The 22,242-nt window shown below is 62.6% G+C and carries 23 protein-coding genes; 12 read left to right on the top strand and 11 right to left on the bottom strand.

The genetic code is table 11. The features are described from left to right. Positions 1–50: 50 nt before the first annotated feature. Positions 51–1,346, bottom strand: coding sequence for a lactonase family protein (locus KHO33_RS08120; protein ID WP_200564407.1), 1,296 nt, complete (start codon positions 1,344–1,346; stop codon positions 51–53). A 251-nt stretch (positions 1,347–1,597) separates the two neighbouring features. On the opposite strand from KHO33_RS08120, the gene KHO33_RS08115 reads away from it, so the two are divergent. Then, a complete protein-coding gene (locus KHO33_RS08115; RefSeq protein WP_073429502.1) occupies positions 1,598–1,750 on the top strand; it encodes a DUF3096 domain-containing protein in 153 nt (50 codons plus the stop codon). A gap of 255 nt (positions 1,751–2,005) precedes the next feature. Here the strand turns inward: KHO33_RS08115 and KHO33_RS08110 are convergent, their stop codons facing one another. Beyond that, complete coding sequence (locus KHO33_RS08110) at positions 2,006–2,251, bottom strand: hypothetical protein (protein ID WP_054035019.1); 246 nt, start codon at positions 2,249–2,251, stop codon at positions 2,006–2,008. A gap of 228 nt (positions 2,252–2,479) precedes the next feature. On the opposite strand from KHO33_RS08110, the gene KHO33_RS08105 reads away from it, so the two are divergent. Together KHO33_RS08105 and KHO33_RS08100 are read left to right on the top strand one after the other, a co-directional pair. Next, on the top strand, positions 2,480–4,360 hold the full coding sequence (locus KHO33_RS08105) for a glycoside hydrolase family 15 protein (protein WP_200564406.1): 1,881 nt from the start codon (positions 2,480–2,482) through the stop codon (positions 4,358–4,360). A gap of 179 nt (positions 4,361–4,539) precedes the next feature. Next, positions 4,540–5,817, top strand: a complete 1,278-nt coding sequence (locus KHO33_RS08100; protein WP_097391798.1) for a polyhydroxyalkanoate depolymerase — start codon at positions 4,540–4,542, stop codon at positions 5,815–5,817. Between the two features lie 117 nt (positions 5,818–5,934). Here KHO33_RS08100 and KHO33_RS08095 read toward each other — a convergent pair whose 3' ends face one another. After that, on the bottom strand, positions 5,935–6,567 hold the full coding sequence (locus KHO33_RS08095) for a TetR/AcrR family transcriptional regulator (protein WP_054035145.1): 633 nt from the start codon (positions 6,565–6,567) through the stop codon (positions 5,935–5,937). Positions 6,568–6,952: 385 nt separating this feature from the next. Between KHO33_RS08095 and rsxB the strand changes: the two genes are divergently transcribed. From rsxB to KHO33_RS08080, 3 genes are all read left to right on the top strand, one after another. Next, complete coding sequence (rsxB, locus tag KHO33_RS08090; RefSeq protein ID WP_200564405.1) at positions 6,953–7,813, top strand: electron transport complex subunit RsxB; 861 nt, start codon at positions 6,953–6,955, stop codon at positions 7,811–7,813. Between the two features lie 20 nt (positions 7,814–7,833). Further along, positions 7,834–8,478, top strand: coding sequence for an endonuclease III (gene nth / locus KHO33_RS08085; RefSeq protein WP_054035020.1), 645 nt, complete (start codon positions 7,834–7,836; stop codon positions 8,476–8,478). A gap of 206 nt (positions 8,479–8,684) precedes the next feature. After that, complete coding sequence (locus KHO33_RS08080; RefSeq protein ID WP_054035021.1) at positions 8,685–9,119, top strand: DUF1841 family protein; 435 nt, start codon at positions 8,685–8,687, stop codon at positions 9,117–9,119. 139 nt (positions 9,120–9,258) lie between these two features. Here the strand turns inward: KHO33_RS08080 and KHO33_RS08075 are convergent, their stop codons facing one another. After that, on the bottom strand, positions 9,259–9,642 hold the full coding sequence (locus KHO33_RS08075) for a c-type cytochrome (protein WP_054035022.1): 384 nt from the start codon (positions 9,640–9,642) through the stop codon (positions 9,259–9,261). 59 nt (positions 9,643–9,701) lie between these two features. Next, on the bottom strand, positions 9,702–10,070 hold the full coding sequence (locus KHO33_RS08070) for a c-type cytochrome (RefSeq protein ID WP_007175710.1): 369 nt from the start codon (positions 10,068–10,070) through the stop codon (positions 9,702–9,704). Between the two features lie 425 nt (positions 10,071–10,495). Between KHO33_RS08070 and KHO33_RS08065 the strand changes: the two genes are divergently transcribed. The 5 genes from KHO33_RS08065 to KHO33_RS08045 all read left to right on the top strand — a co-directional run bounded on the left by KHO33_RS08065 (position 10,496) and on the right by KHO33_RS08045 (position 15,755). Next, the gene (locus KHO33_RS08065) at positions 10,496–11,338 is read left to right on the top strand and encodes an AAA family ATPase (RefSeq protein WP_054035023.1); all 843 of its coding nucleotides are present in this window, start codon (positions 10,496–10,498) and stop codon (positions 11,336–11,338) included. 72 nt (positions 11,339–11,410) lie between these two features. Continuing rightward, positions 11,411–12,586: a vWA domain-containing protein gene (locus KHO33_RS08060; protein ID WP_054035024.1), complete on the top strand. Its 1,176-nt coding sequence runs from the start codon at positions 11,411–11,413 to the stop codon at positions 12,584–12,586. 44 nt (positions 12,587–12,630) lie between these two features. Then, positions 12,631–13,851 carry a benzoate/H(+) symporter BenE family transporter gene (locus KHO33_RS08055; RefSeq protein WP_200564404.1) on the top strand — a complete coding sequence of 407 codons (1,221 nt, stop codon included), beginning with the start codon at positions 12,631–12,633 and terminating at the stop codon, positions 13,849–13,851. Between the two features lie 247 nt (positions 13,852–14,098). Next, positions 14,099–15,052, top strand: a complete 954-nt coding sequence (tal, locus tag KHO33_RS08050) for a transaldolase (RefSeq protein ID WP_054035025.1) — start codon at positions 14,099–14,101, stop codon at positions 15,050–15,052. A gap of 286 nt (positions 15,053–15,338) precedes the next feature. Further along, positions 15,339–15,755 (top strand): VOC family protein, encoded by a 417-nt coding sequence (locus KHO33_RS08045; RefSeq protein WP_200564403.1) that lies wholly within the window; start codon positions 15,339–15,341, stop codon positions 15,753–15,755. A gap of 86 nt (positions 15,756–15,841) precedes the next feature. Here KHO33_RS08045 and KHO33_RS08040 read toward each other — a convergent pair whose 3' ends face one another. From KHO33_RS08040 to KHO33_RS08015, 6 genes are all read right to left on the bottom strand, one after another. Further along, a complete protein-coding gene (locus KHO33_RS08040) occupies positions 15,842–16,966 on the bottom strand; it encodes an FUSC family protein (protein ID WP_054035027.1) in 1,125 nt (374 codons plus the stop codon). A 124-nt stretch (positions 16,967–17,090) separates the two neighbouring features. Further along, entirely contained in the window at positions 17,091–18,641 is a 1,551-nt protein-coding gene (mctP, locus tag KHO33_RS08035) for a monocarboxylate uptake permease MctP (RefSeq protein ID WP_200564402.1), read from the bottom strand. Continuing rightward, entirely contained in the window at positions 18,641–18,880 is a 240-nt protein-coding gene (locus KHO33_RS08030) for a DUF3311 domain-containing protein (protein ID WP_054035028.1), read from the bottom strand. The genes mctP and KHO33_RS08030 overlap by 1 nt, the downstream gene beginning before the upstream one ends. A 428-nt stretch (positions 18,881–19,308) precedes the next feature. Next, a complete protein-coding gene (locus KHO33_RS08025) occupies positions 19,309–20,232 on the bottom strand; it encodes a class I SAM-dependent methyltransferase (protein WP_200564401.1) in 924 nt (307 codons plus the stop codon). Continuing rightward, entirely contained in the window at positions 20,229–20,702 is a 474-nt protein-coding gene (locus KHO33_RS08020; protein ID WP_054035030.1) for a DNA-deoxyinosine glycosylase, read from the bottom strand. The genes KHO33_RS08025 and KHO33_RS08020 overlap by 4 nt, the downstream gene beginning before the upstream one ends. Continuing rightward, positions 20,702–21,460, bottom strand: a complete 759-nt coding sequence (locus tag KHO33_RS08015) for a chorismate--pyruvate lyase family protein (RefSeq protein ID WP_200564400.1) — start codon at positions 21,458–21,460, stop codon at positions 20,702–20,704. Before KHO33_RS08015 ends, KHO33_RS08020 begins: the two co-directional genes overlap by 1 nt. A gap of 243 nt (positions 21,461–21,703) precedes the next feature. On the opposite strand from KHO33_RS08015, the gene KHO33_RS08010 reads away from it, so the two are divergent. After that, positions 21,704–22,210: an OmpA family protein gene (locus tag KHO33_RS08010; RefSeq protein ID WP_200564399.1), complete on the top strand. Its 507-nt coding sequence runs from the start codon at positions 21,704–21,706 to the stop codon at positions 22,208–22,210. Positions 22,211–22,242: the final 32 nt, after the last annotated feature.

The following is a 22,242-nucleotide window of genomic DNA, read 5'->3' as shown; positions in this document are numbered from 1 at the left end:
GACCCGTTTTCCATTCAACGCGCGATATTCAGATCACTAGCAACTCCACCTCACGACGGCGACACCAGCTTGAAGTCCACCGGCGAATCGATCTCGATACGGTTCGGATCCGCTTCGAGCAATCCGCTCTGCTGATCGCGCTTGAACACATACACCGTGCCGCTGTTCTGATTGCCGACGATCAACCAGTTGCCGGTCGGGTCGATCGCGAATTCGCGCGGCGACTTGCCGAGGCTCGACTGGTGCCCGATCTTCTTCAGATGACCATTGGTCGGATCGACCGAGAAGATCACGATCTCGTTCGCATCGCCGCGATTGGTGGCGTAAAGGAAGCGTCCGTCCGGCGACAGATGAATGGCCGCGGCGCCCACCGCGCCCTTGAAGCCGGGCTCGATCAGCGAACTCGTTTGCACCTGCGTGAGCTTGCCGTCGGCGTAGTTGAAGGTGCTGACCGTAGCGGCCAGTTCGCTCGTCAGATAGGCATGCTTGCCGTCCGCGCCGAACACCAGGTGACGCGGGCCCGTGCCTGCTTTTTCCTGGGTGTAGCGCCAATCGGTCGGGCCGAACAGGCCGCGGCTGCCGTCCGGCGTGTAGCGGTACGAGTACAGCTTGTCGGCGCCCAGGTCCTGAGCGAACAGATAGTGACCATCCGGCGAGAACACGGTGGAGTGAACGTGCGAGTTGTCCTGACGACCCTTCACAGGACCGCCGCCTTCATGATGCACCGTGAGCACCGACGCGCCCACCTGGCCGTCCGCCTGCAATGGGAACACCGCGAAGCTGCCGCCCGGATCGGCCGCCACCGAGTAGTTCGCGGTCAGCAGATATTTGCCGTCCGGCGACAGGCTCAGATAGCACGGGTCATTGCCATCGGCCGAGACCTTGTTGAGAAAGCTCAGCTGGCCGCTCGCGGCATCGAAGCGAAACGCGCTGATGCCGCCGCGTTGCGTGGCCGGGCCGTTGTCGCCGGGCAATTCGTTGACCGCATAGACAAAGCGCCGGTCACGGCTCACCACCAGATACGACGGGTTGACCGTCTGCGCGACCGACACGCGGGTCGCTTCGCCCGTCTTCGTGTCGAAGCGATAGACGTATATCCCTTCGCTCTTGCCACCCGTGTAAGTGCCGACCAGCATGTCATAGACGCCATCGGCGGGGGCCGGGCCGGAATCTTGCGCAAACGCATGCGAAGCAACAATAGAGACCATGAGCACGAAACCTTTTATTATCGAGCGGGCGGAACGCAGAGGAGCTGGCCGCCCGCCGCGCAATGACGTGGATCGAGCAGCAGAAGGCAAAGGAGAGCTTGAGACTGCACGCACGGCGGCACGGTGACTACGAAGCATATGACCTCCTGGACATCAGTTATTCGGTTGATCCGCTTGTAATGGTGTCTCTGGTCTGCCGCGCCGTCGTTCGAATTGTTTTATCGAGGCAAGTATAAAAGCGTTGCGTCGGATCATGCAGCGAATCCGGCGGGCCGCGCAGGCCGGGCCGCGTTCGGCTGACTGGCCTGCCGGCGCATGTGCAGCAATTGTCCCGCCTGACGGGGCGATTTTTCAACCGCGTCTCATCCATCCCACACTACGGAGTTTTCATGAACGTCACACTCAGCCTGGGCCCGCTGGTTTCGTTGATCGCCGGTATTCTGATTCTTGTCATGCCGCGCCTGTTGAACTACATCGTCGCGCTCTATCTGATCATCATCGGCATCATTGGGATCTTCGGCGTGGGGGCGTCGCACTTCTAGGCGGCAACAGTCAGCCACGGAAGCGGCAAGAAGGGACGCACGACCGGGCGCAGTGCCGGCCCGGCGATGTCTCGCACGAAAGGGGGACTGGTGCGGGATAGTGTGCGCGTACTGATGGCGGCTGCCGCAATGCAACACGTGACACAGCGAAGCGGTAAGGGCGCAACAGATTCGCATCGGACGCCATGCACCAGATGCAAGACGACGGACAGCCCGCATGAAGCGAGCCCGCGCAACAGAGAAACGGATAAACGATCAGCCGTTCGAAAGCTGGTCCAGCCGCAAACGCCCCTGCAACGACAATCCGCCGACGGCATAATGGCCGTCACCTTCCTGATGACGGCGGAAGCAGGCCCGTTCGATCAGAAAGGCCGCCGCAGCCAGCATGCCGTTGCGGCTCAGGCCCAGCCGGCCATGTTCGAGCGGCAACATCGAATCGTCAGCGAGTTCGCTGGCGGCGGAAAGAATTGTGATGCAATCGGATTTCGACGGGTTCAGCATTGCTTGGATCCTCGAAAACGGCGTCTGCATTCGCCAGGGCAAGGCCGCTGCGTGATCCGAAGGGCTCCGGGCATCGGCTTGAAATCTGATTGTAGGCAGTGATTTGACAATTACCAACCCGCGTTTTGCCGCATTGCGCGCTGAACCAAAACGCATCGCGCGAGTCCGGTAACACAATGACCCTCGGCGCGGCGGCCTTCGCCTCGCCCCAAACAGACACGCTCCGCCATGCCCGCACTCATCGAAGACTATGCGCTTATCGGCGACGGCCACACGGCCGCGCTCGTCTCCCGCGAGGGTTCGGTCGACTGGCTCTGCTGGCCGCGCTTCGACTCCGGCGCGTGCTTCGCCGCCCTGCTCGGTACGCCCGACAACGGCCGCTGGCTGATTGCGCCGGTCTCGGATACGCCGCCCACGATCACGCGCCGTTATCGCGGCGAGACGCTGGTCCTGGAAACCGATTTCGAAACGCCCGAAGGCGCGGTCACGCTGATCGACTTCATGCCGCCGGGCAACGGCTGGTCGGAGATGGTGCGGATCGTGGTCGGCAAACGCGGCACGGTGCGCATGCAGATGGAACTGGTGCTGCGCTTCGACTACGGTTTCTCGATTCCGTGGGTGGACCGCCTGAAGCACGACAGCGGCATCAAAGCGATCGTCGGCCCGGACACCGCGGTGCTGCGCACGCCGGTCGAGTTGCGCGGCGAGAACATGAAGACGGTCGCGGAGTTCACGGTGAGCGAAGGCGAGCGCGTGCCGTTTTCGCTGGCCTATGCGGCTTCGCATCTACGCATTCCGCCGGGCCGCGATCCGCACACGTCGCTCGCCCGTACCGAGAACCATTGGCTCGAATGGTCGTCGCGCAGCACGGTCGAAGGCAAATGGGCCGCGCAGATCCGTCGCTCGCTGATTACGCTGAAGGCGCTGGCGTACGAGCCGACCGGCGGCATCGTCGCCGCGCCCACCACGTCGCTGCCGGAACAGTTGGGCGGCACGCGCAACTGGGACTACCGCTATTGCTGGCTGCGCGACGCCACCATCACGCTGCTCGCGATGATGCGCGGCGGCTATTACGACGAAGCGCGCGCCTGGCGCAGCTGGCTCGGCCGCGTGATGGCCGGCGCGCCGGATCAATTGCAGATCATGTACGGGATCGCCGGCGAACGGCGCCTGCCCGAATTCGAAATCGACTGGCTGCCGGGTTATCAGGACGCCAAACCCGTGCGGATCGGCAACAACGCGGTCGGCCAGCGCCAGCTCGACGTCTACGGCGAAGTGATGAACGCGCTGCATCTCGCGCGCGTGGGCGGCCTGCAGGCGGACGACACCGCATGGAACGTGCAGCGCGCATTGCTCACCCATCTCGACACGATCTGGCAAGAGCCGGACGAAGGCATCTGGGAAACGCGCGGCGGCCGCCAGCACTTCACCTTCTCCAAGGTGATGGCGTGGGTCGCCTACGACCGCGCCATCCGGTCCGCCGAAATGTTCAAGCTGGAAGGCCCGCTCGATGAATGGCGCGCAACCCGCGCGACAATCCACGCGGAAGTCTGCGCGAAGGCGTGGAATCCCGCGCTGAACGCGTTCTCCCAGTCCTACGGCAGCGATCAGCTCGATGCGAGCGTGTTGCTGATGCCGCTGGTCGGTTTCCTGCCACCGACGGATCCGCGCGTCAAAGGCACTGTGTCCGCGATCGAAAAAGATCTGATGCACGACGGCTTCGTGATGCGCTACCGCACCACTGAATACGACGACGGCCTGCCGCCCGGCGAAGGCACCTTCCTCGCGTGCTCGTTCTGGATGGTGGACAACCTGGCGCTGCAAGGCCGCATCGACGAAGCCGTCGCGATGTACGAACGGCTGCTCGGCCTCTGCAACGACGTCGGTTTGCTGGCGGAAGAGTACGATCCGACCGCGAAAAGGCTGGTCGGTAATTTTCCGCAAGCATTTTCCCATGTGGCGCTGGTGCACACCGGCCTGAACCTGATGAAGCACGAACAGGCCATGGCTCAGGCGACCGGGCAGCCACCCCATATCGGCACGCTGGCTGAGGAACTTGAGGCTGCGGCAACCCCCGATAGCGGCGCGGCAGCATCGTCAGTACCATGATTTAATGACAGTTTGCGCGCAGCCCGCGCGCAAATTGCTGCATTGCACAAGTACGCTTTGTTCAGTATGATCCAGCAGACTGTTGGCCGGAAATCAATGCGCCTACAACCAATACGGCCTGCCGCAACGCCACACGCGTGTTTGCCAAGCCCCATGCGAACCGCTTAAACGGAGCACCCATGCTCTACCAACTGCACGAATTCCAACGGGCGATGTTGAGCCCCCTCACCGCCTGGGCCCAGGCCGCGTCGAAATCGTTCGCGAATCCCGCCAGCCCGTTGGCCTATGTGCCCGGTGCCACACGCCTCTCAGCCGGTTACGAACTGCTCTACCGGCTTGGCAAAGATTACGAAAAGCCTGAGTTCAACCTCCATCAGATTGTTAAAGACGGTCACAACATTCCGATCATCGAACAAACGATCATCGAAAAGCCGTTTTGCCGCCTGATGCGCTTCAAGCGTTTCGCGGACGACAGCGACGCTGTTACCCAATTGAAAGATGAGCCGGTCGTGCTGGTGTGCGCACCGTTGTCAGGGCACCACGCTACGCTGCTGCGCGATACCGTGCGCACGTTGTTGCAAGACCACAAGGTCTACCTGACCGACTGGATCGATGCACGCATGGTGCCGCTTGAAGAAGGCGAGTTTCACCTCGACGATTACATCGCTTACATCCAGGAATTCATCCGCCACATTGGCGCGAAGAATCTGCATGTGATCTCGGTATGCCAGCCTACCGTTCCGGTGCTCGCCGCCATTTCGCTGATGGCGAGCCGCGGCGAAGACACACCGCGCACCATGACCATGATGGGCGGCCCGATCGACGCGCGTAAGAGCCCGACCTCGGTCAACTCGCTCGCCACGCAGCACTCGTATGAATGGTTCGAAAACAACGTGATCTTCACGGTGCCGCCGAACTATCCGGGCGTGGGCCGCAAGGTTTACCCGGGCTTCCTGCAGCACACCGGCTTCGTGGCAATGAATCCTGAGCGCCACGCCGCCTCACACTGGGATTTCTACCAGAGCCTGCTGCGCGGCGACGAAGACGACGCGGAAGCGCATCGCCGCTTCTACGACGAATACAACGCCGTGCTCGACATGGACGCGGACTATTACCTCGACACGATCCGCGTGGTGTTCCAGGAATTCAGTCTGGCCGAAGGCACGTGGGACGTCGCCGGCGAGCGTGTGCGCCCGCAGGACATCACGAAGACCGCGCTCTTCACGATCGAAGGCGAGCTGGACGATATCTCCGGCGACGGTCAGACGTTCGCCGCGCAAGAGTTGTGCAGCGGCATTCCGGAGAAGAACAAGCGTCACTTCACCGCGGAAAAATGCGGCCACTACGGCATTTTCTCGGGCCGCCGCTGGCGCACCATCATCTATCCGCAGTTGCGCGACTTCATCCTCGAGCACAACAAGGCGCCGAAGGTAGCGAAGGAAAAAGTCGAAGCCTGAGCACCGCGCGCAGAGATAAACGACGGCCTCTTCTTCAGAGGCCGTTGTCGTTTCTGGTGCTTCTTTTGCCGCTTTTTTGCCGCTTCTTATGCCGTCGATGCGCGGCCGCGCTGCGGCTTACTTCCGCAACAGATACGCAAGCAGCAACTCGGTGTTCATCTGGATGAGTTCGCTGCGTTCGCTCGCACTGCTGAAATCGCGGCCGAGTGTCGCCTCGAGCGTGAAGCGGTTCGACACGATGTAGTAGCCCATGCCGGACAGCGTCACGTAAAAGCGCAGCGGATCAACGTTGGTGCGAAACAGCCCCGCGCGTTGACCTCGCTCAAGAATGCCGCCGAGCGTGGCGACAATCGGCGAAATCATTTCGCGGATGCGCGTCGACTTCTGCATGTAGCGTGCCTCATGCAGGTTCTCGTTGTTGACGAGACGCAGTAACTCGGGATGATCGCGGTAGTAATCCCAAACAAAATGCGCGAGACGTGTGACAGCCTCGACCGGTGCGACACCGTTCAGTTCGAGCGTTCGTTCCGCTTCATTGAGCGCGCTGAATGCGTGCTCGAGTACAGCAGTGAAAAGCTGCTCCTTGCTACCGAAGTAGTAATAGAGCATGCGTTCATTAGTTTCCGCGCGGCGGGCAATCTGATCGACGCGTGCGCCGAACAACCCTCCATTTGCAAACTCTTCGGCCGCCGCAAGCAGAATGCGGCGCCGCGTGCCTTCAGGATCTCTTTTGATTTTCGGCTGATTCATGGTGGCATCGTCTTCGTGAGCCGCGTTATCCGGATCGCGCCGCCGGCCTCTCCTCGGGCCTTGCACCGACAGCACTGAACGGGCTGGTTGGGGGAACACCCTTATGCGGTCTTTCGAAAAAGCGCTTCGATTATGGCACATGGATTGCGGATGGCAATTGGGGAAATCGGCGATAATGTGCTATTTAGTTCAAGCCCAGCGCTTGCGCTTAGCTGAAGCCTTAGTTGCACAAATTCGCGCCTCTATTCGTGTCTGTATTTGCCTATATTGGCGCGTGTTTGCACGCTTTCGCAGCGCTTTTGTGTTGCCCCGGCCTGCCGCGTGTTTCCCGTAATCCGCGCACGGCATGCCGTGCGGCCACGAGGCAAGCCCCAACGTCGTGACCGTGACCGATTCCAGAACACTCGCAGACCGCATCGAAGATCTGCTCCCCCAAACGCAATGCACGAAGTGCGGCTATCCCGCCTGCCGTCCGTATGCCGAAGCCGTCGCCCTTGGCGAAGCCAACTACAACCAGTGCCCGCCGGGTGGCGCCGAAGGCATCGCACGCCTCGCCGCACTGCTCGGCAAGCCAGTGATCCCGCTCAATTCCGCCAACGGCGTCGAACGGCCGCGTCCGTTGGCGGTTATCGACGAACAAGTTTGCATCGGCTGCACGCTGTGCATGCAGGCCTGTCCGGTCGATGCAATAGTTGGTGCACCGAAACAGATGCACACGGTGATCGCCGAGCTCTGTACCGGTTGTGACCTGTGCGTGCCCCCCTGCCCGGTCGACTGCATTGCGATGCCGCCGGTCACCGGTGAAGCAACCGGCTGGGACGCATGGAGCCTGAGCCAGGCCGACGCCGCGCACGAGCGCCACAACCGGCGTGAAGCCCGTCTTGCACGCGAACGCGAAGCGGCCGAGGCGCGTGCTGCAGCGCGGCGAGCGGTCAGCAGCACGCCCGCTCAGGTGATGGAAGCCGGTGCCGCGGCAACACCCGCCGCGCCCACAGCGGACTCCGCCGAAGCGAAGAAACGCGCGATCATCCAGGCCGCGCTCGAACGTGCACGCCAGAAGAAAGAAGAGTTGGCCGCCAAGGGCCAAGGTCCGCAGAACACCGAGCGCGTCAGCGCCGACGTGCAGGCGCAGATCGACGCCGCCGAAGCACGCCGCCGCCGTCTCGGACTCGCTGCGGACAATACCGCGGGTAACTCCGGGGGTAACACCGCGGGTAACACTGAATTTCCGCCAACGAAGCGCTAACCTCTAACTCTACGCTGCGCATGAACGCGAACAAACGCCGCGCCATCTACGAGACACTTCAGAGTCTCAACCCGCATCCCACGACCGAGCTCGAGTACACCACACCGTTCGAACTGCTGATTGCCGTGCTGCTGTCCGCGCAGGCTACCGACGTGTCGGTGAACAAGGCAATGCGCAAGATGTTCCCGGTCGCGAACACGCCGCAGAAGGTCTTCGATCTCGGCGAAGAAGGGGTTACCGGCTACATCAAGACGATTGGTCTCTATCGGACCAAAGCGAAGAATGTGATCGCAACCTGCCGCATTCTGCTCGACCAGTACGGCGGCGACGTACCGGAAGATCGTGAAGCGCTCGAAAGCTTGCCGGGGGTCGGCCGTAAAACGGCGAACGTGATCCTGAACACGGCGTTCGGTCATCCGACCATCGCGGTCGATACACATATCTTTCGGGTTGCGAATCGAACTGGCCTCGCACCTGGCAAAGACGTGCGCGCGGTCGAAGTGGCGCTGGAGAAATTCACGCCCGCCGAGTTCAAGCAGGACGCCCACCATTGGCTGATTCTGCATGGCCGCTATGTATGCAAAGCGCGCCGTCCGGAATGCTGGCACTGCGTGATCGAGCCGCTCTGCGAATTCCGGCCCAAGACGCCGCCGCCGGATCTTTGAGGGCGGCACCGTCCGGCGAGGGCACGAGTAGACGAGCAGACGCCGCATCGCCGTGGCGCGTTTGTCCGGCGTGTGCGCGACACGCACTCAGTTGGCCCGCGGCCTCCGCCGCGCTTCGGTCCGCTGACGCTCCGCCAGCAAGCCGTCCTGCCTCGGCGTAAAATCACCCCCTTCCAGCCCGCCTCACACTCAACACCATTCCCACGATGTTCAATCCCAGCCGCGACGAAGTCCGCCAATTTTTCACCGACACCTGGCGCAAGCAGCGTCAAGGCGAGATTCTGACGCCGCTCGAAGCGATCGCCGCCGACTGGATCGTCGAGCATCCGGAATATCACGCCGATCTCACCAGCACGGAAGCCGCCCAGGCTCAGGACTACTCGCCTGAACGCGGCCAGACCAACCCGTTCCTGCATCTGTCAATGCATCTGGCGATCACCGAACAGTTGTCGATCGACCAGCCGCCGGGTATTCGCGCGGCGCACGAACGGCTTGCCGCCCGGCTCGGCTCGACCCACGAGGCGCAGCACGCGATCATGGATTGCCTCGGCGAAACCATCTGGGAAGCGCAACGCACCGGCACCCCGCCGGACACGGACGCGTATTTGCAGCGCATCGAGCAGCGCGCCACGCGGGACTGAGGCAACCCGGCGGCTCAGCGGCCGTTAGCTCGCTAGCCGAACCTGGCACCCCCGCACAAACCCCAACCCCAAAAGCACAACACCCCGCCGAAGCGGGGTGTTGTTCAATCTGAAACCGTGCAAAAGCAGCGTAGCGCGATTATTTCTTCTGCACCAGCGCGCCGTCGAGCGATTCGATGTAGGCCGCGATGTCTTTCATGTCGCTCGGCGACAGGCTTTGCACCTGCGCCTGCATGATCGCGTTGTTGCGACCGAGGTGCGGGTTGCCGTTGCCCATCTGATACTGGCGCAGCGCCCAGTAGACGTAGTCGGAATGCTGACCTGCGAGCTTCGGATATTCCGGGCTCACCGGATTGTTCAGGTTGACGCCGTGGCAAGCCGCGCAGTTGTGGTTGTTGGCCAACACCTTGCCGTTGCCGGCGTCAGCGGCGTGCGCGACGTTCGCTGCAACCAGACCGATAACTGCCGCCGACGCGCATGCAGCCTTGAACACCGTGTGGAGTGCCTGTTGGGGCTTATTCATGAATTCTCCTATCCCGCGAATATAAATAGCCGAGTGACCGCTTGGATGACCGAAGCCGATCACTTGTCGGGATTGCTCTTCGAAGAGGAATTTTGCGCTGCGTAGTAGGCAGCGATGTCGGCGATGTCCTGATCAGACAGCGACGCGGTGATCGCGCGCATCGTTTCGAAATGGCGGTCGCCCTTCTTGTAGCCGTGCAGGGCATTCTCGAGGTACGCCTGATTCTGGCCGCCGAGCATGGGCACGCGGTAGACCTCAGGGTAAGCCGTGCGGTATTCAGGGATGCCGTGGCAGCCAATACACATCGCGACCTTGCCTTGGCCCGCCTTCGCGTTGCCGACGACATCCGCTGCCTGCGCACTGGCCGCATAGCCCGCGAGCACCGACAGCGCTGCGATCACGACGTGTTTGCCAACGAATTTATTCATAGCATGTAACCTGGCTTGAGGGGAAACGGGCGCCCGAAAAGGCAACGGCCCGCGCCGTTATTCTTATAGGGTAGCCACGCAGGCCAAAAAAATCGGGCTAATTGTACCGCGACGCCGCGCCGAACGTCCACCGCGCGGGGCCAGAGGCGTAGCCGGCCGCCGCAAAGCCGCGGCTGGCGCCGTTTTGCTCCGCCGCGCCGGCTCCGCATGACTTCGTGCCGCTCGCTGCGTGCCACCCGCTGCGCCCACGACGCCCGGCGCACCCGCCCACCGGGCGCGCCGGGCGAGCACGGACTGCTCGCGAACGCCGCGTATGCACGTGAACCGGCGTCCAGCACCGCGGGTGACACCTTACGCCAGGCTGATTCAGCCCAACAGGCCTTCTGACTTATACTGGGTTTTTTCCCAGAAAAGAGCATCTCGCCATGCGTTTTGAAGGCTCATCGCAGTACGTCGCCACTGACGACCTCAAGCTCGCGGTCAACGCCGCGATGACGCTGAAGCGCCCATTGCTGATCAAGGGCGAACCCGGCACCGGCAAAACCATGCTCGCGGAAGAAGTCGCCGCCGCGCTCGGCATGCCGCTGCTGCAATGGCATATCAAGTCCACCACCAAGGCCCAGCAAGGCCTGTACGAGTACGACGCAGTGTCGCGCCTGCGCGATTCGCAGCTCGGCGACGAGCGCGTCAAGGACATCCGCAACTACATCGTCAAAGGTGTGTTGTGGCAGGCGTTCGAGTCTGAGGAACAGACGGTGCTGCTGATCGACGAGATCGACAAGGCCGACATCGAATTCCCGAACGACCTGCTGCGCGAACTCGACCGCATGGAGTTCTACGTGTACGAAACTCACGAGCTGATCCGCGCCAAGAAGCGCCCGCTCGTGATCATCACGTCGAACAACGAGAAGGAACTGCCCGACGCGTTCCTGCGCCGCTGCTTTTTCCATTACATCAAATTCCCCGACCCGGTGACGATGCAGCAGATCGTCGAGGTGCACTACCCCGGCATCAAGAAGGAACTGCTCGCCGCGGCGATGCAGAGCTTCTTCGAGTTGCGCAACGTCGCCGGTCTGAAGAAGAAACCGTCCACGTCGGAACTGCTCGACTGGCTCAAGCTGCTGCTTGCCGAGGACATTCCGCCCGAAGCGCTGCGCTCGTCCGACCAGAAGCAGATCATCCCGCCGCTGCACGGCGCGCTCCTGAAGAACGAACAGGACGTGAGCCTGTTCGAGCGCTTGATCTTCATGAACCGCAACAACCGTTGATGAACCGTTGATTGATCACGAATACCCGTTGATGAAGGCGTCGCGCCGCACATCCGCCGCCGAGGACACAGCATGCTGATCGACTTCTTCTACTCGCTGCGCGCCGCCAAACTGCCGGTGTCGGTGAAGGAATACCTGACGCTGCTCGAAGCGCTCAAAGCCAATGTGATCGCGCCGTCGCTCGACGAGTTCTACTATCTCGCCCGCATCACGCTGGTCAAGGACGAGCAGTATTTCGACAAGTTCGACCAGGCCTTCGGCGCGTATTTCAACGGCGTCGCGCAAGCCTCGGAGCTCGCCTTCGACGTCCCGCTCGACTGGCTGAAGAAGAAGCTGCAACGCGATCTGTCGCCCGAAGAAAAAGCGCAGATCGAAGCGATGGGCGGCCTCGACAAGCTGATGGAGCGCCTGAAGGAACTGTTCGACGAACAGAAAGAGCGCCACGAAGGCGGCAACAAATGGATCGGCACGGGCGGCACCTCGCCGTTCGGCAACGGTGGCTACAACCCTGAGGGCGTGCGCATCGGCGGCGACGCGGCGGGTCAACGCACGGCGGTGAAGGTGTGGGAAGCGCGCGCCTACCGCGACTACGACGACCAGGTCGAAATCGGCACGCGCAACATCAAGGTCGCGTTGCGCCGCCTGCGCCGTTTTGCCCGCGAGGGCGCGGCAGAAGAGCTCGATCTGCCCGACACGATCCGCAGCACCGCAGCGAACGCCGGCTGGCTCGACCTGAAGATGGTGCCGGAGCGGCACAACAAGGTCAAAGTGCTGATGCTGCTCGACGTGGGCGGCTCGATGGACGATCACATCAAGCGCACTGAAGAGCTCTTTTCCGCCGCCAAGGCCGAGTTCAAGCATCTCGAGTTCTATTATTTCCACAACTGTGTGTACGACTTCCTGTGGAAAAACAATCGCCGCCGTCACGCCGAGCGTATGCCGACGTGGGACCTGCTGCACAAGTTCACGCCCGACTACAAGCTGATCTTCGTCGGCGACGCGACCATGAGCCCCTATGAAGTGCTGCAACCGGGCGGCTCGGTCGAGTACAACAATGCCGAAGCCGGCGCCGTGTGGCTGCGCCGCCTCGCCGATCATTTCCCGCATTACGCGTGGCTCAATCCTGAGCCGGAAGGTTTGTGGGCTTACCGGCAGTCGGTCAGCGCGATCCGGGAAGTGCTCGGTCATCGCATGTATCCGCTCACCCTCGCCGGACTCGAATCGGCGATGCGCATGTTGAGCAAGTAATCCGATCAGATCACGTTTTTCTCCAACTATAAGAAAGCTTCTGCATGAGTCCGTCTTCATCGCCCGATTTGTCCCCTGCCGACGTGCACCCCGGGCCGCTCAAACCGTTTGCCGATACGTCCCTGTCCACGCTCGTCGCCGGCTTCGTCGCGATGATGACGGGCTACACCAGTTCGCTCGTGCTGATGTTCCAGGCCGGCCAGGCCGCCCATCTCAGCGATGCGCAGATTTCGTCATGGATCTGGGCGTTGTCGATCGGCATGGCCGTCTGCACGATCGGCCTTTCACTGCGCTTTCGCGCGCCGATCGTGATTGCCTGGTCGACGCCCGGCGCGGCGCTGCTGGTGTCGTCGCTGCCGCATGTGACCTACCCTGAGGCGATCGGCGCGTTTATCGTCTGCGCGGTGTTGCTGACGGTGGTCGGCCTGACCGGCTGGTTCGACACGCTGATGAAGAAAATCCCGGCAGGCATCGCCTCCGCTTTGCTGGCGGGCATTCTGTTCGAGATCGGCATCGAGATTTTCCGCGCGGCGCAGTTCCAGACCGCGCTCGTGCTGGCGATGTTCTTCACCTACCTGATCGTCAAACGCCTCGCGCCGCGCTATGCGATCGTGACGACGCTGATCGTCGGCACCATCGCCGCCGGCGCGCTCGGGCTGCTCGACTTCAGCCGCTTTCACGTCGCGCTCGCCCACCCGGTGTTCACGATGCCGGCGTTTTCGGTCGCGGCGAGCATCAGCATCGGCATTCCGCTGTTCGTCGTCGCGATGGCGTCGCAGAACGTGCCGGGAATCGCCGTATTGCGCGCCGACGGCTACACCACGCCTTCCGCGCCGCTGATTTCGACAACCGGCATCGCGTCCCTGCTGCTCGCGCCGTTCGGCTCGCACGGCATCAATCTTGCGGCGATCACGGCGGCGATCTGTACCGGCCCCGAAGCGCACGAAAACCGCGACAAGCGCTACACCGCCGCAGTCTGGTGCGGTACTTTCTATCTGATTGCCGGGATTTTCGGCGCGACCATCGCCGCCCTGTTTGCAGCCTTGCCGAAGGCGCTGGTGGTCTCCGTTGCGGCGTTGGCGCTGTTCGGCTCGATCATGAGCGGCCTCGCCAACGCCATGCACGACCTGAAGCAGCGCGAAGCGGCGCTGGTGACGTTTATGGTGACGGCTTCCGGACTCACCCTGCTGTCGATCGGCTCGGCGTTCTGGGGGCTGGTGGCGGGCGTACTGACGCAACTGGTGCTGAACGCCCGGCGCGCCTGAAGCGTCGGCGGAAATCGGCGCCCAAAATCCCTGTGAACGGATTGCCGGCAGCAAGTGTCAATACTGCGTCAGACGATCCGCCATAGAATAGAAGCATCCGGCAGCGCTTTCCGTCAAAATTCCCCGGCAACATGACGGGCAGACGCTGCAGCGTGACCCGCGGCCGCCGGAACGGTTTGTCTTTTCCGTCCGGTGGCGATCTCATTTCTCCTGAACCACGGCGCACGCGCGCCATGAAGGCTCGAACATGACAACCGCACTCGACCAACTCAAGCAATACACCACCGTCGTGGCTGATACCGGCGACTTCCAGCAGCTTGCCCAGTACAAGCCGCAGGACGCGACCACCAATCCTTCGCTGATTCTGAAAGCCGTCCAGAAAGACGACTACAAGCCGCTGCTCGAAAAGACGGTGAAGGCGCATGCGTCGAAGCCGGTCGGCGCCGTCATCGACCAGTTGCTGATCGCGTTCGGCACCGAGATTCTCAAGATCATCCCGGGTCGCGTGTCGACCGAAGTGGATGCACGCCTGTCGTTCGACACCGAAGCGTCGATCGCCAAGGGCCGCGAACTGATCGCCCTGTACAAAGACCACGGCATCGGCCGCGAGCGCGTGCTGATCAAGCTGGCCTCTACGTGGGAAGGCATCCGCGCAGCCGAAGTGCTGCAGAAGGAAGGCATCCACTGCAACATGACGCTGCTGTTCTCGCTCGCGCAGGCCGCTGCCTGTGCCGAAGCAGGCGCGCAACTGATCTCGCCGTTCGTCGGCCGCATCTACGACTGGTACAAGAAGAACGCCGGCAGCGCGTGGGACGAAGCGAAAGACGGCGGCGCCAACGATCCGGGCGTCAAATCGGTGCGCCGCATTTACGCGTATTACAAGAAGTTCGGCTACAAGACCGAGGTGATGGGCGCGAGCTTCCGCACCCCGGGCCAGATTCTGGAACTGGCCGGCTGCGATCTGCTGACCATCAGCCCGGATCTGCTGCAAAAGCTGCAGGAAAGCACCGAGACGGTCGAGCGCAAGCTGTCGCCTGAAATGGGCACGGGCGTGGACATCGAACGCGTGCCGGTCGACGAATCGTCGTTCCGTTTCCTCGTCAACGACGAAGCGATGGCGACCGAAAAGCTCGCTGAAGGCATCCGCGCGTTCGCAGCAGACGCTGTCAAGCTGGAAAAGATGATCGAAGCGCTGCGTTAAGCCGAGCCTTCGCGGCTTGAATACGCGGTCGCGCATGGGGCCACGCAGGTAGTCCCGCGCACATCGTCCCGCGCAGCTAGTCCAAATACGCGGCCCTGAGCCTTCCGGTTCAGGGCCGCGTGCCGTTTACCGGCGCACGTCCGACACCTGCCCGCACCGCAACGCCTTACGAAATATAGTCACAATCGCTACTCCAACGGACGACTACAATCGTCTGCACGCTGCTCTCTCGCTGCCATTTGCCGAAGGAACGCGGCGCCGCTGGCCCATATCCCGGGAGACGATCATGTACGTTCAGCCTTACGTATTCTTCAACGGACGCTGTGAAGAAGCGCTCAAGTATTACGGCGAGAAGCTCGGCGCCGAAATCACATTCCAGATGCGCTACAAGGACGCGCCGCCCGACGCGCAAGCGCAGATCCGTCCCGGCACCGAGGACAAGATCATGCACGCGGCCATCAAGCTCGGCTCGACGATCTGGATGGCGTCCGACGGCCACTGCGACCCCGAAGCGGCCCCGATGAACGGTTTCAGTCTGTCGCTGACGGCCGACGACGCCGCTTCGGCCGAAAAATACTTCAATGCGCTCGCCGACGGCGGACAGGTCATGATGCCGTTTCAACCCACCTTCTGGAGCAAGGGATTCGGGATGCTAGTAGACCGCTTCGGTCTCGCCTGGATGGTAACGGTACCGGAAGAGTAAGCCTGTCGTGCATGAGCGCCGCTCCGATTGCCGCAGCAGTCGCGGCGGGCGCTCAACAAAGGGCGCGCGGCCCTGAACGTTCTGCCCTAAACCTTCAGCAAACTGCGCGAATGCCGTTCGATGTTCCAGTTCGGCTCAGTCTCCAGCAGCAAAGCGCGCAACCGGTCCACCTGTTCGGCAAGCCGCTGCCCGAGCCAATACGGCCCTTGCAAGTCGGGCGGCAAGTCGAGCGCCGCGCCGCCGCACACCTCGGTGAGCGGCGTGGCAGCCGGAATGCCGAAGTGCGTCGCGCGGCCAAAGCGCAGGCCACGCGCGATCGCCAACAGCATGCCGCGCACGGCGTGCACCTCGACACCGCACTCCCGCGCATACGCAGCGCGCGCCGCGGCGTCGGCGCGCATCAGCGGGCCGGTCGCCAGCAACTCCAGCGAACTGAGCACCGAACGATGCAGGCGCTGGATCTCTTCGAGCTTCGCCTGCGGCACGTCGATCTCCTTCGCCACTGAAGGCATCAGCGAGCGCAACTGCACCAGCCGCTTGTTGATCGCGAGGAAGCGTTTGACCTGTTCGTCTTCGCTGATCGTTTCGCCTTCCAACAAACGGGTGTAGATCCGCGCACAGTCGCGCAGATTGGCGGCAATCCCATAGCGCCACGAATAGGTCGCGTGCAGCGGCAACGCGAACGAAAACGCCAGCGCGATCACAATGCCGATCAGCACGTTCAGCGTGCGCCATAAACCGACGTCGATCAGGTTGTCGCCATGACCCGCAACGATGCACATCGTGATCGCCGTCAAGAGGCCGATATACCCCGACGATCCGATCGCGAACCACGCGCAGATCCCCGCGACGATCGACATCAGTACATAGGTGAGCGGCAGCGAGCCGGTCAGGTTCTGCGTCAAGATGAGCAGAAGCCCGATCACCGCGCCGAGCAGGGTTCCCGCCGCCCGGTCGGCGGCCTTCTTGCGGATGTTGCCGTGATGCTGCAGGCCGCCGATCACGACCAGCAGGGTCACCGACGACCAGATGCCGTGGGGAATGTCGATCCCGGTGGTTGCGAGAATCGACACCAGCATCGCGACGCCGACCCGCAGGCTATGCAGCACCTTCGCGTGGCGATAGCGGTAGTACGGCGACGTGATCGTGCGCACCATGCGGCTGATGGCCGAGCGGCGGACAACGACACGGGGGGAATCGGCAGAAGCCATGGCTCGCGCGACGCACGCTTTGATGGACGGTTCCGCTATCGTGCCCTGGAGTGCCCCGGAAAGACAAACGCCCGCAAACTTTTGTCTGCGGGCGTTGCTTTTCCGGCTAGATAGAGCGACTGGCTTAGCCTTCGACCACGTCCAGATAGTCTTCCGGACGGGTACGGTCCTCAGCGCGCTGCATGCCGAACGCGCGCACCAGCAGGCTCACCACCACCGACACCACCAGGTTGACGATCAGCGACCACACCGCCGCGTAGCCCGGAATCGCCATGCCGAACAGGTGGATCGTGAAGATCGAGCCCGCCAGCTTCAACGAAATCGCCATCCACGTGCCGGTTGCGATACCGACCGCCCAGCCGATCAGCAGGCCGCGGTAGTCGAGCACACGCGTGTAGAGACCCAGCACGATAGCCGGCAGCGTCTGGATGATCCAGATGCCGCCCAGCAGTTGCAGCTGGATCGCGTACGTGAGCGGCAGACCGAGAATGAACGCCACCGCGCCGACCTTAACGATCAGCGACACCAGCTTCGCGACATTGGTCTCCTGCTCATGCGACATGTTGCGGTTCACGAACTCCTTGTGGATGTTGCGCGTGTACAGATTCGCTGCCGCAATCGACATGATCGCCGCCGGCACCAGCGCGCCGATACCGATCGCCGCGAAGGCCACGCCGACGAACCACGACGGGAAGAAGTGCAGGAACAGCGCCGGCACCGCGAAGTTCGGGCCGAACGCCTTGAAGTACGGCGCGAATTCCGGCATGTCCTTCACACCCGAAGCCAGAGCCATGAAGCCCAGCAGCGCGAGCAGACCGAGCACCAGCGAGTAGGCCGGCAGCATCGCCATGTTACGGCGGATCGTGTTACCCGACTTCGACGACAGCACCGCGGTGATCGAGTGCGGATACAGGAACAGCGCGAGCGCCGAACCCACTGCAAGCGTCGCGTACGCGCTGTAGCCGTTCAGGCTCGAGACGTCCGGCGCCTTCAGCAGCAACTTGGCCGGCGGCACCACGCTGAAGATATGGCCGAAGCCGCCCAGTTGCGGCGGAATCACGATGATCGCGGCAAAGATCACGATATAGATCAGCACGTCCTTAACGACCGCGATCATGGCCGGCGCGCGCAGGCCCGACGTGTACGTGTAAGCCGCCAGAATCGCGAACGCGATGATCAGCGGCAGATCGCCGACGAAGCCCTTGGTGTCGAAACCCAGCGCGCCGATCACCACTTCGATACCGACCAGTTGCAGCGCGATGTACGGCATCGTCGCGACAATGCCGGTCACGGCGATCGCCAGCGCCAGCATGCGGCTGCCATAGCGAGCAGACACGAAGTCGGCCGATGTCACGTAACCCTGACGTTTGGCGATGCTCCACAGTTTCGGGAACACGACGAACGCGAACGGATAGATAAGGATCGTGTACGGCAGCGCGAAGAAACCCGTTGCGCCCGCACCGAACACCAGCGCCGGCACGGCGATGAAGGTGTAAGCGGTGTACAGGTCGCCGCCCAGCAGGAACCAGGTGACGATGGTGCCGAAGCGCCGGCCGCCGAGGCCCCACTCTTCCAGATGGGCCAAGTCGCCCTTGCGCCAGTGAGCCGCGACAAAGCCGAGAATGGTGACGCCGATAAAAAACAGGACGAAGACGAATGTTGCGGTGGCGTTCATTATCGTGCGCCCCCTTGCGAGCTGCCCGTCGAGCGGGTCTTGGTCTTGAAGTACACGAGCGCCGTGATGATCGCGCTGATCAACACCCACAGCAGCTGGTACCAGTAGAAGAACGGAAAATCGAACAGCTGCGGTTCGACCTTGTTATATGACGGCACCCAGATCATCGCGATCCAGGGCAACAGCAGCAACCAGAGCCAGTGCTTGCTGGCCTTGTTCGCGTCGGCGTCGTGAGCCATGACGTCTCCTCTTCCCTATTATTGAAATGTTGGCCCGTGTGTGGACGGGTGGTGGATGTCCCGTCGCAGGTAGGCCACGGGTACCCCGAAAGCTTCGAAAGAGTATAGGAGCCGAGAACGTCCGGTCAAGCAGGGACGACCCGAGGCGCAAATGTGCTGCTGGGGCGCGTGGGGCGGCGGTTTAGCAGAGATGAGGGGGCGGACGCGAGGCGGCTGGACGCGGGGGGCTGGGCCGCCGATGGGCGACATGCGTGCTGGGTATCGAGGGAATCGAACCGGCCGTGCGATGCGCCGGGGAAGCGGTTGGGGAACCGTCGTATCAGCGCAACGGGGAAGCCTGGGTCGAGCCAGCCTTAAGCGGCCTTAAGCGGCCTTAAGCGGCCTTAAGCGGCCTTAAGCGGCCTCAAGCGGCCCGACCCATTCACACATCAGATCGAGAACGAACTGCCGTTCTGTCCGGTCGACTCCTGCAAACCCTTGATCCACTTGCGCGCCGGCAAGCCGAGCTCCGCTTCGATCAGCTTCGCACGCGCTTGCAGCGTCGTGAACGGCACGTCGAGCGCCGGGCCCGAGAACGCGATGGCGATGCGGTTGCCGTCATGCACTTCCGGCAGCGCGACCACACGGCCGTCGAAGGCTTCGTTCAGACGCTTCATATTGCGCACGAAGCTCGGATGATCGCCGAACAGGTTCACCGTCACCACGCCCGCCTCGGTCAGGCACGCGCGCACCGCGCGGTAGAAGCCGACGCTGTCGAGCACCGGGCCACGCGCGGTGGCGTCGTAAACGTCGATCTGCAACGCGCCGATCGTGCCGTGGTTGGCGCGATCGTTGACGAAGTCCCATGCGTCCATTTCGTGCACGGTCAGACGGGCGTCGTCGTGCGGCAGTTCGAACATCGTGCGCGCGGCCACGACCACAGCCGGGTTCACTTCGACCGCTTCGACTTTGGCGCGCTTCAGGAAGCGGTGCGCAAATTTGGTCAGTGCGGCGGCGCCGAGACCGAGCTGGACGATCCGTTTGGGCGTTTCGATGAACAGCAACCAGGCCATCATCTGCTGCGCGTATTCGAGTTCGATGTGATCCGGTTTGCGCAGACGCATCGCGCCTTGCACCCATTCCGTGCCGAAGTGCAGGAAGCGCACGCCGCCCTCTTCCGAGAACGTAACCGGTGCGAAACGCGGCTTGCGCGGCGCTTCGATTTGCGGCGCGTCGTGTAGATCGTCGTCGTGCAGCGCGCGCTTTTTATTGCGCACTGCTTTCTGTTTGTTTAGCAGGGTGTCGTGGGCGTCAGCGTCTTTATTGCGGAAAGCACGGGCTTCAGCCGAGGCGCGCTTGATCAGTTTCGTCATGTAAGGATGTCGCGCCAGAGACGCAATTTTTGGTCGAACGAGAGCATAGCATTCGCCGGACTCGACGAAGGCAATACGAGGGTGGCGTAGCCCGCTTCGCCGATCACCGGCGCAAAGCGGCCTGCCGTCTTGCCGTTGAAGCAGACTTTCTTCAACAACGGCGCGTGGGCACGCAGCGAAGCAAAATCGTTGGGGCTGGCATTGCGGATCGCGGCGTCGAGACTGCCTTCGCGTTCGCAGGCGGCGAGCACGTCCCACACGCCGATGCCGTGCGAAAGCAGACGCCGTAGCCGCTCTTCATAGGCGAGGTCGGGAAGCGGTTCGTCGAGCACCGTGCCGAGCAAACGCCAGAACTGGTTGCGCGGATGCGCGTAATACTGCGTTGCGGCCAGCGACGCCTCGCCGGGAAAGCTGCCGAGAATCAGCGTGTGCGTATCCGCCGCGACGACGGGAGGAAAGCCGCGCAGCATCAGCGCTTTTCCTTGCGGTCCGATGCCGGCGCGTGCCCGGGTTCATTTGCGTCCCGTTCGGAAAGCGGTCCTGGCTCCGCACGCTGCGCACCATGGGCGCGCGACGCCGTGTGCTCAAGCGGCCGGCCGTGTTCCCGCACATGAGTGCGCGGCGCTGCATGGACGTGGGTGGACGCAGGATCCGCAAACGGTGTTTGGGCCGAAGACGCCAGATGCGCCCATAACGCCGGCAACATGCACTCGGTGACCATCAAGGGCGCACCGTGGCGCTCGAACACCGAGCGGCGCGCGACCAGCGCATGCGGCGGTACGCCACCGATCTCAACCGCAGCCAACCGGTACAACGGATGACGCGCCGTCAGCCTGCGGCTCACCAGCGACGATCGCGCGACGCTGCTATCGCTGTACAGCAACTCGGCGAGCGGCCGCGTGCGCAACCTTCGCGTGGCCTGCCATACACCGATGCTCGCGGCCAGCGGCGCGACACTATGCGCCGCGACAAACGGCACGCCGTCGACCGACAACACCACCTCCCGAACCCACACCGGCGCACGCGGCGCGAGGCCGAGCGCGGCGTGTTCGTCGGCCCACGGCAGCGCCACGGCTTCGCGCGTCACGCGCACCGCGACCGCGCCGAGCGTGCGCAGATGCGCGGTCAGCGATCCACCGCGGGTCAACCAGTCTTTCTGGACGGCGCTAAAACCAGGTAAGGGCGCGACACGCCAGTGGGCGTCGGCGGCATCGAAACGGATAGGCATGGTGTCGGATTATAACGGCGCAGTTGTCAGAGGATCGTGAGTCCCTCACCTGTCGTCCCGCCGGGAATGTCAGTCCGGCTCTATGCCAGATGGAACCGCCTCAATCAGCGCATCGATTTCAGACAGTTCCGATTCTCCCCGTCCAGCGACGCGGGATACAACCTTCGTGCTTTAACAAGTCGACGGTCCGCCCGCGATCGAAGGGCGAGCCATGTGATCTGATATTGAAGGAGATAAAGAACCATGAGAACGTTCCTGAGCGCTTCCGTATGCGCAATGTCTGTCGTGCTGATGGCGGGTTGCGCGGCACCGCTGAATCGTGACAAAGAAACATCGTTGAACAAGGCTGTCGGCATCGAGGTGACGCCGGTTGCCAATGGTGTCTCAGTCAAGCTGCCCGAAGCCGCGCTGTTCGAGTTCGGCAAATCCGAAGTGCGCGGCGATGCAGCGGCGGTCATCAATCGCTCAGCTGTTCTGCTCAAGCGCAGCAAGAAACCCGTGCTGGTCGAAGGTTACACAGACAATGTCGGCACGCTCGACTACAACCAGCAGCTTTCCGAATCGCGCGCCACTGCGGTAGGTTATGCGCTCGTGGCACGCGGCGTGGCGTTAGACCGGATCCGCACAAAGGGCTACGCGTACAACAACCCCGTCGCCAGCAACGATACAGCCGAAGGGCGCGCGCTGAACCGGCGCACTGAGATCGTGGTGCGCGGCGAAACGATGGATACGCTGATGGGAAAGCAGTAAGGCGCGAGCGTAACTAGCGCTGGCATCCCAGT

This window comes from Paraburkholderia nemoris, assembly GCF_905221015.1.
In the GTDB taxonomy this organism is placed as follows: domain Bacteria; phylum Pseudomonadota; class Gammaproteobacteria; order Burkholderiales; family Burkholderiaceae; genus Paraburkholderia; species Paraburkholderia nemoris.
This window is presented reverse-complemented; position numbering and strand designations above follow the sequence as displayed.

Bases quoted from the DNA above. Each gene is read 5' to 3' on its own strand.
- KHO33_RS08120 (WP_200564407.1), bottom strand. From the start codon at position 1,346: ATGCTTCGTAGTCACCGTGCCGCCGTGCGTGCAGTCTCAAGCTCTCCT.
- nth (WP_054035020.1), top strand. From the start codon at position 7,834: ATGAACGCGAACAAACGCCGCGCCATCTACGAGACACTTCAGAGTCTC.
- KHO33_RS08020 (WP_054035030.1), bottom strand. From the start codon at position 20,702: ATGCTGCGCGGCTTTCCTCCCGTCGTCGCGGCGGATACGCACACGCTG.
- KHO33_RS08105 (WP_200564406.1), top strand. From the start codon at position 2,480: ATGCCCGCACTCATCGAAGACTATGCGCTTATCGGCGACGGCCACACG.
- KHO33_RS08095 (WP_054035145.1), bottom strand. From the start codon at position 6,567: ATGAATCAGCCGAAAATCAAAAGAGATCCTGAAGGCACGCGGCGCCGC.
- KHO33_RS08100 (WP_097391798.1), top strand. From the start codon at position 4,540: ATGCTCTACCAACTGCACGAATTCCAACGGGCGATGTTGAGCCCCCTC.
- KHO33_RS08075 (WP_054035022.1), bottom strand. From the start codon at position 9,642: ATGAATAAGCCCCAACAGGCACTCCACACGGTGTTCAAGGCTGCATGC.
- tal (WP_054035025.1), top strand. From the start codon at position 14,099: ATGACAACCGCACTCGACCAACTCAAGCAATACACCACCGTCGTGGCT.
- KHO33_RS08030 (WP_054035028.1), bottom strand. From the start codon at position 18,880: ATGGCTCACGACGCCGACGCGAACAAGGCCAGCAAGCACTGGCTCTGG.
- KHO33_RS08015 (WP_200564400.1), bottom strand. From the start codon at position 21,460: ATGCCTATCCGTTTCGATGCCGCCGACGCCCACTGGCGTGTCGCGCCC.
- KHO33_RS08065 (WP_054035023.1), top strand. From the start codon at position 10,496: ATGCGTTTTGAAGGCTCATCGCAGTACGTCGCCACTGACGACCTCAAG.
- KHO33_RS08115 (WP_073429502.1), top strand. From the start codon at position 1,598: ATGAACGTCACACTCAGCCTGGGCCCGCTGGTTTCGTTGATCGCCGGT.
- KHO33_RS08110 (WP_054035019.1), bottom strand. From the start codon at position 2,251: ATGCTGAACCCGTCGAAATCCGATTGCATCACAATTCTTTCCGCCGCC.
- KHO33_RS08045 (WP_200564403.1), top strand. From the start codon at position 15,339: ATGTACGTTCAGCCTTACGTATTCTTCAACGGACGCTGTGAAGAAGCG.
- KHO33_RS08060 (WP_054035024.1), top strand. From the start codon at position 11,411: ATGCTGATCGACTTCTTCTACTCGCTGCGCGCCGCCAAACTGCCGGTG.
- KHO33_RS08080 (WP_054035021.1), top strand. From the start codon at position 8,685: ATGTTCAATCCCAGCCGCGACGAAGTCCGCCAATTTTTCACCGACACC.
- KHO33_RS08010 (WP_200564399.1), top strand. From the start codon at position 21,704: ATGAGAACGTTCCTGAGCGCTTCCGTATGCGCAATGTCTGTCGTGCTG.
- KHO33_RS08040 (WP_054035027.1), bottom strand. From the start codon at position 16,966: ATGGCTTCTGCCGATTCCCCCCGTGTCGTTGTCCGCCGCTCGGCCATC.
- KHO33_RS08055 (WP_200564404.1), top strand. From the start codon at position 12,631: ATGAGTCCGTCTTCATCGCCCGATTTGTCCCCTGCCGACGTGCACCCC.
- mctP (WP_200564402.1), bottom strand. From the start codon at position 18,641: ATGAACGCCACCGCAACATTCGTCTTCGTCCTGTTTTTTATCGGCGTC.
- KHO33_RS08070 (WP_007175710.1), bottom strand. From the start codon at position 10,070: ATGAATAAATTCGTTGGCAAACACGTCGTGATCGCAGCGCTGTCGGTG.
- KHO33_RS08025 (WP_200564401.1), bottom strand. From the start codon at position 20,232: ATGACGAAACTGATCAAGCGCGCCTCGGCTGAAGCCCGTGCTTTCCGC.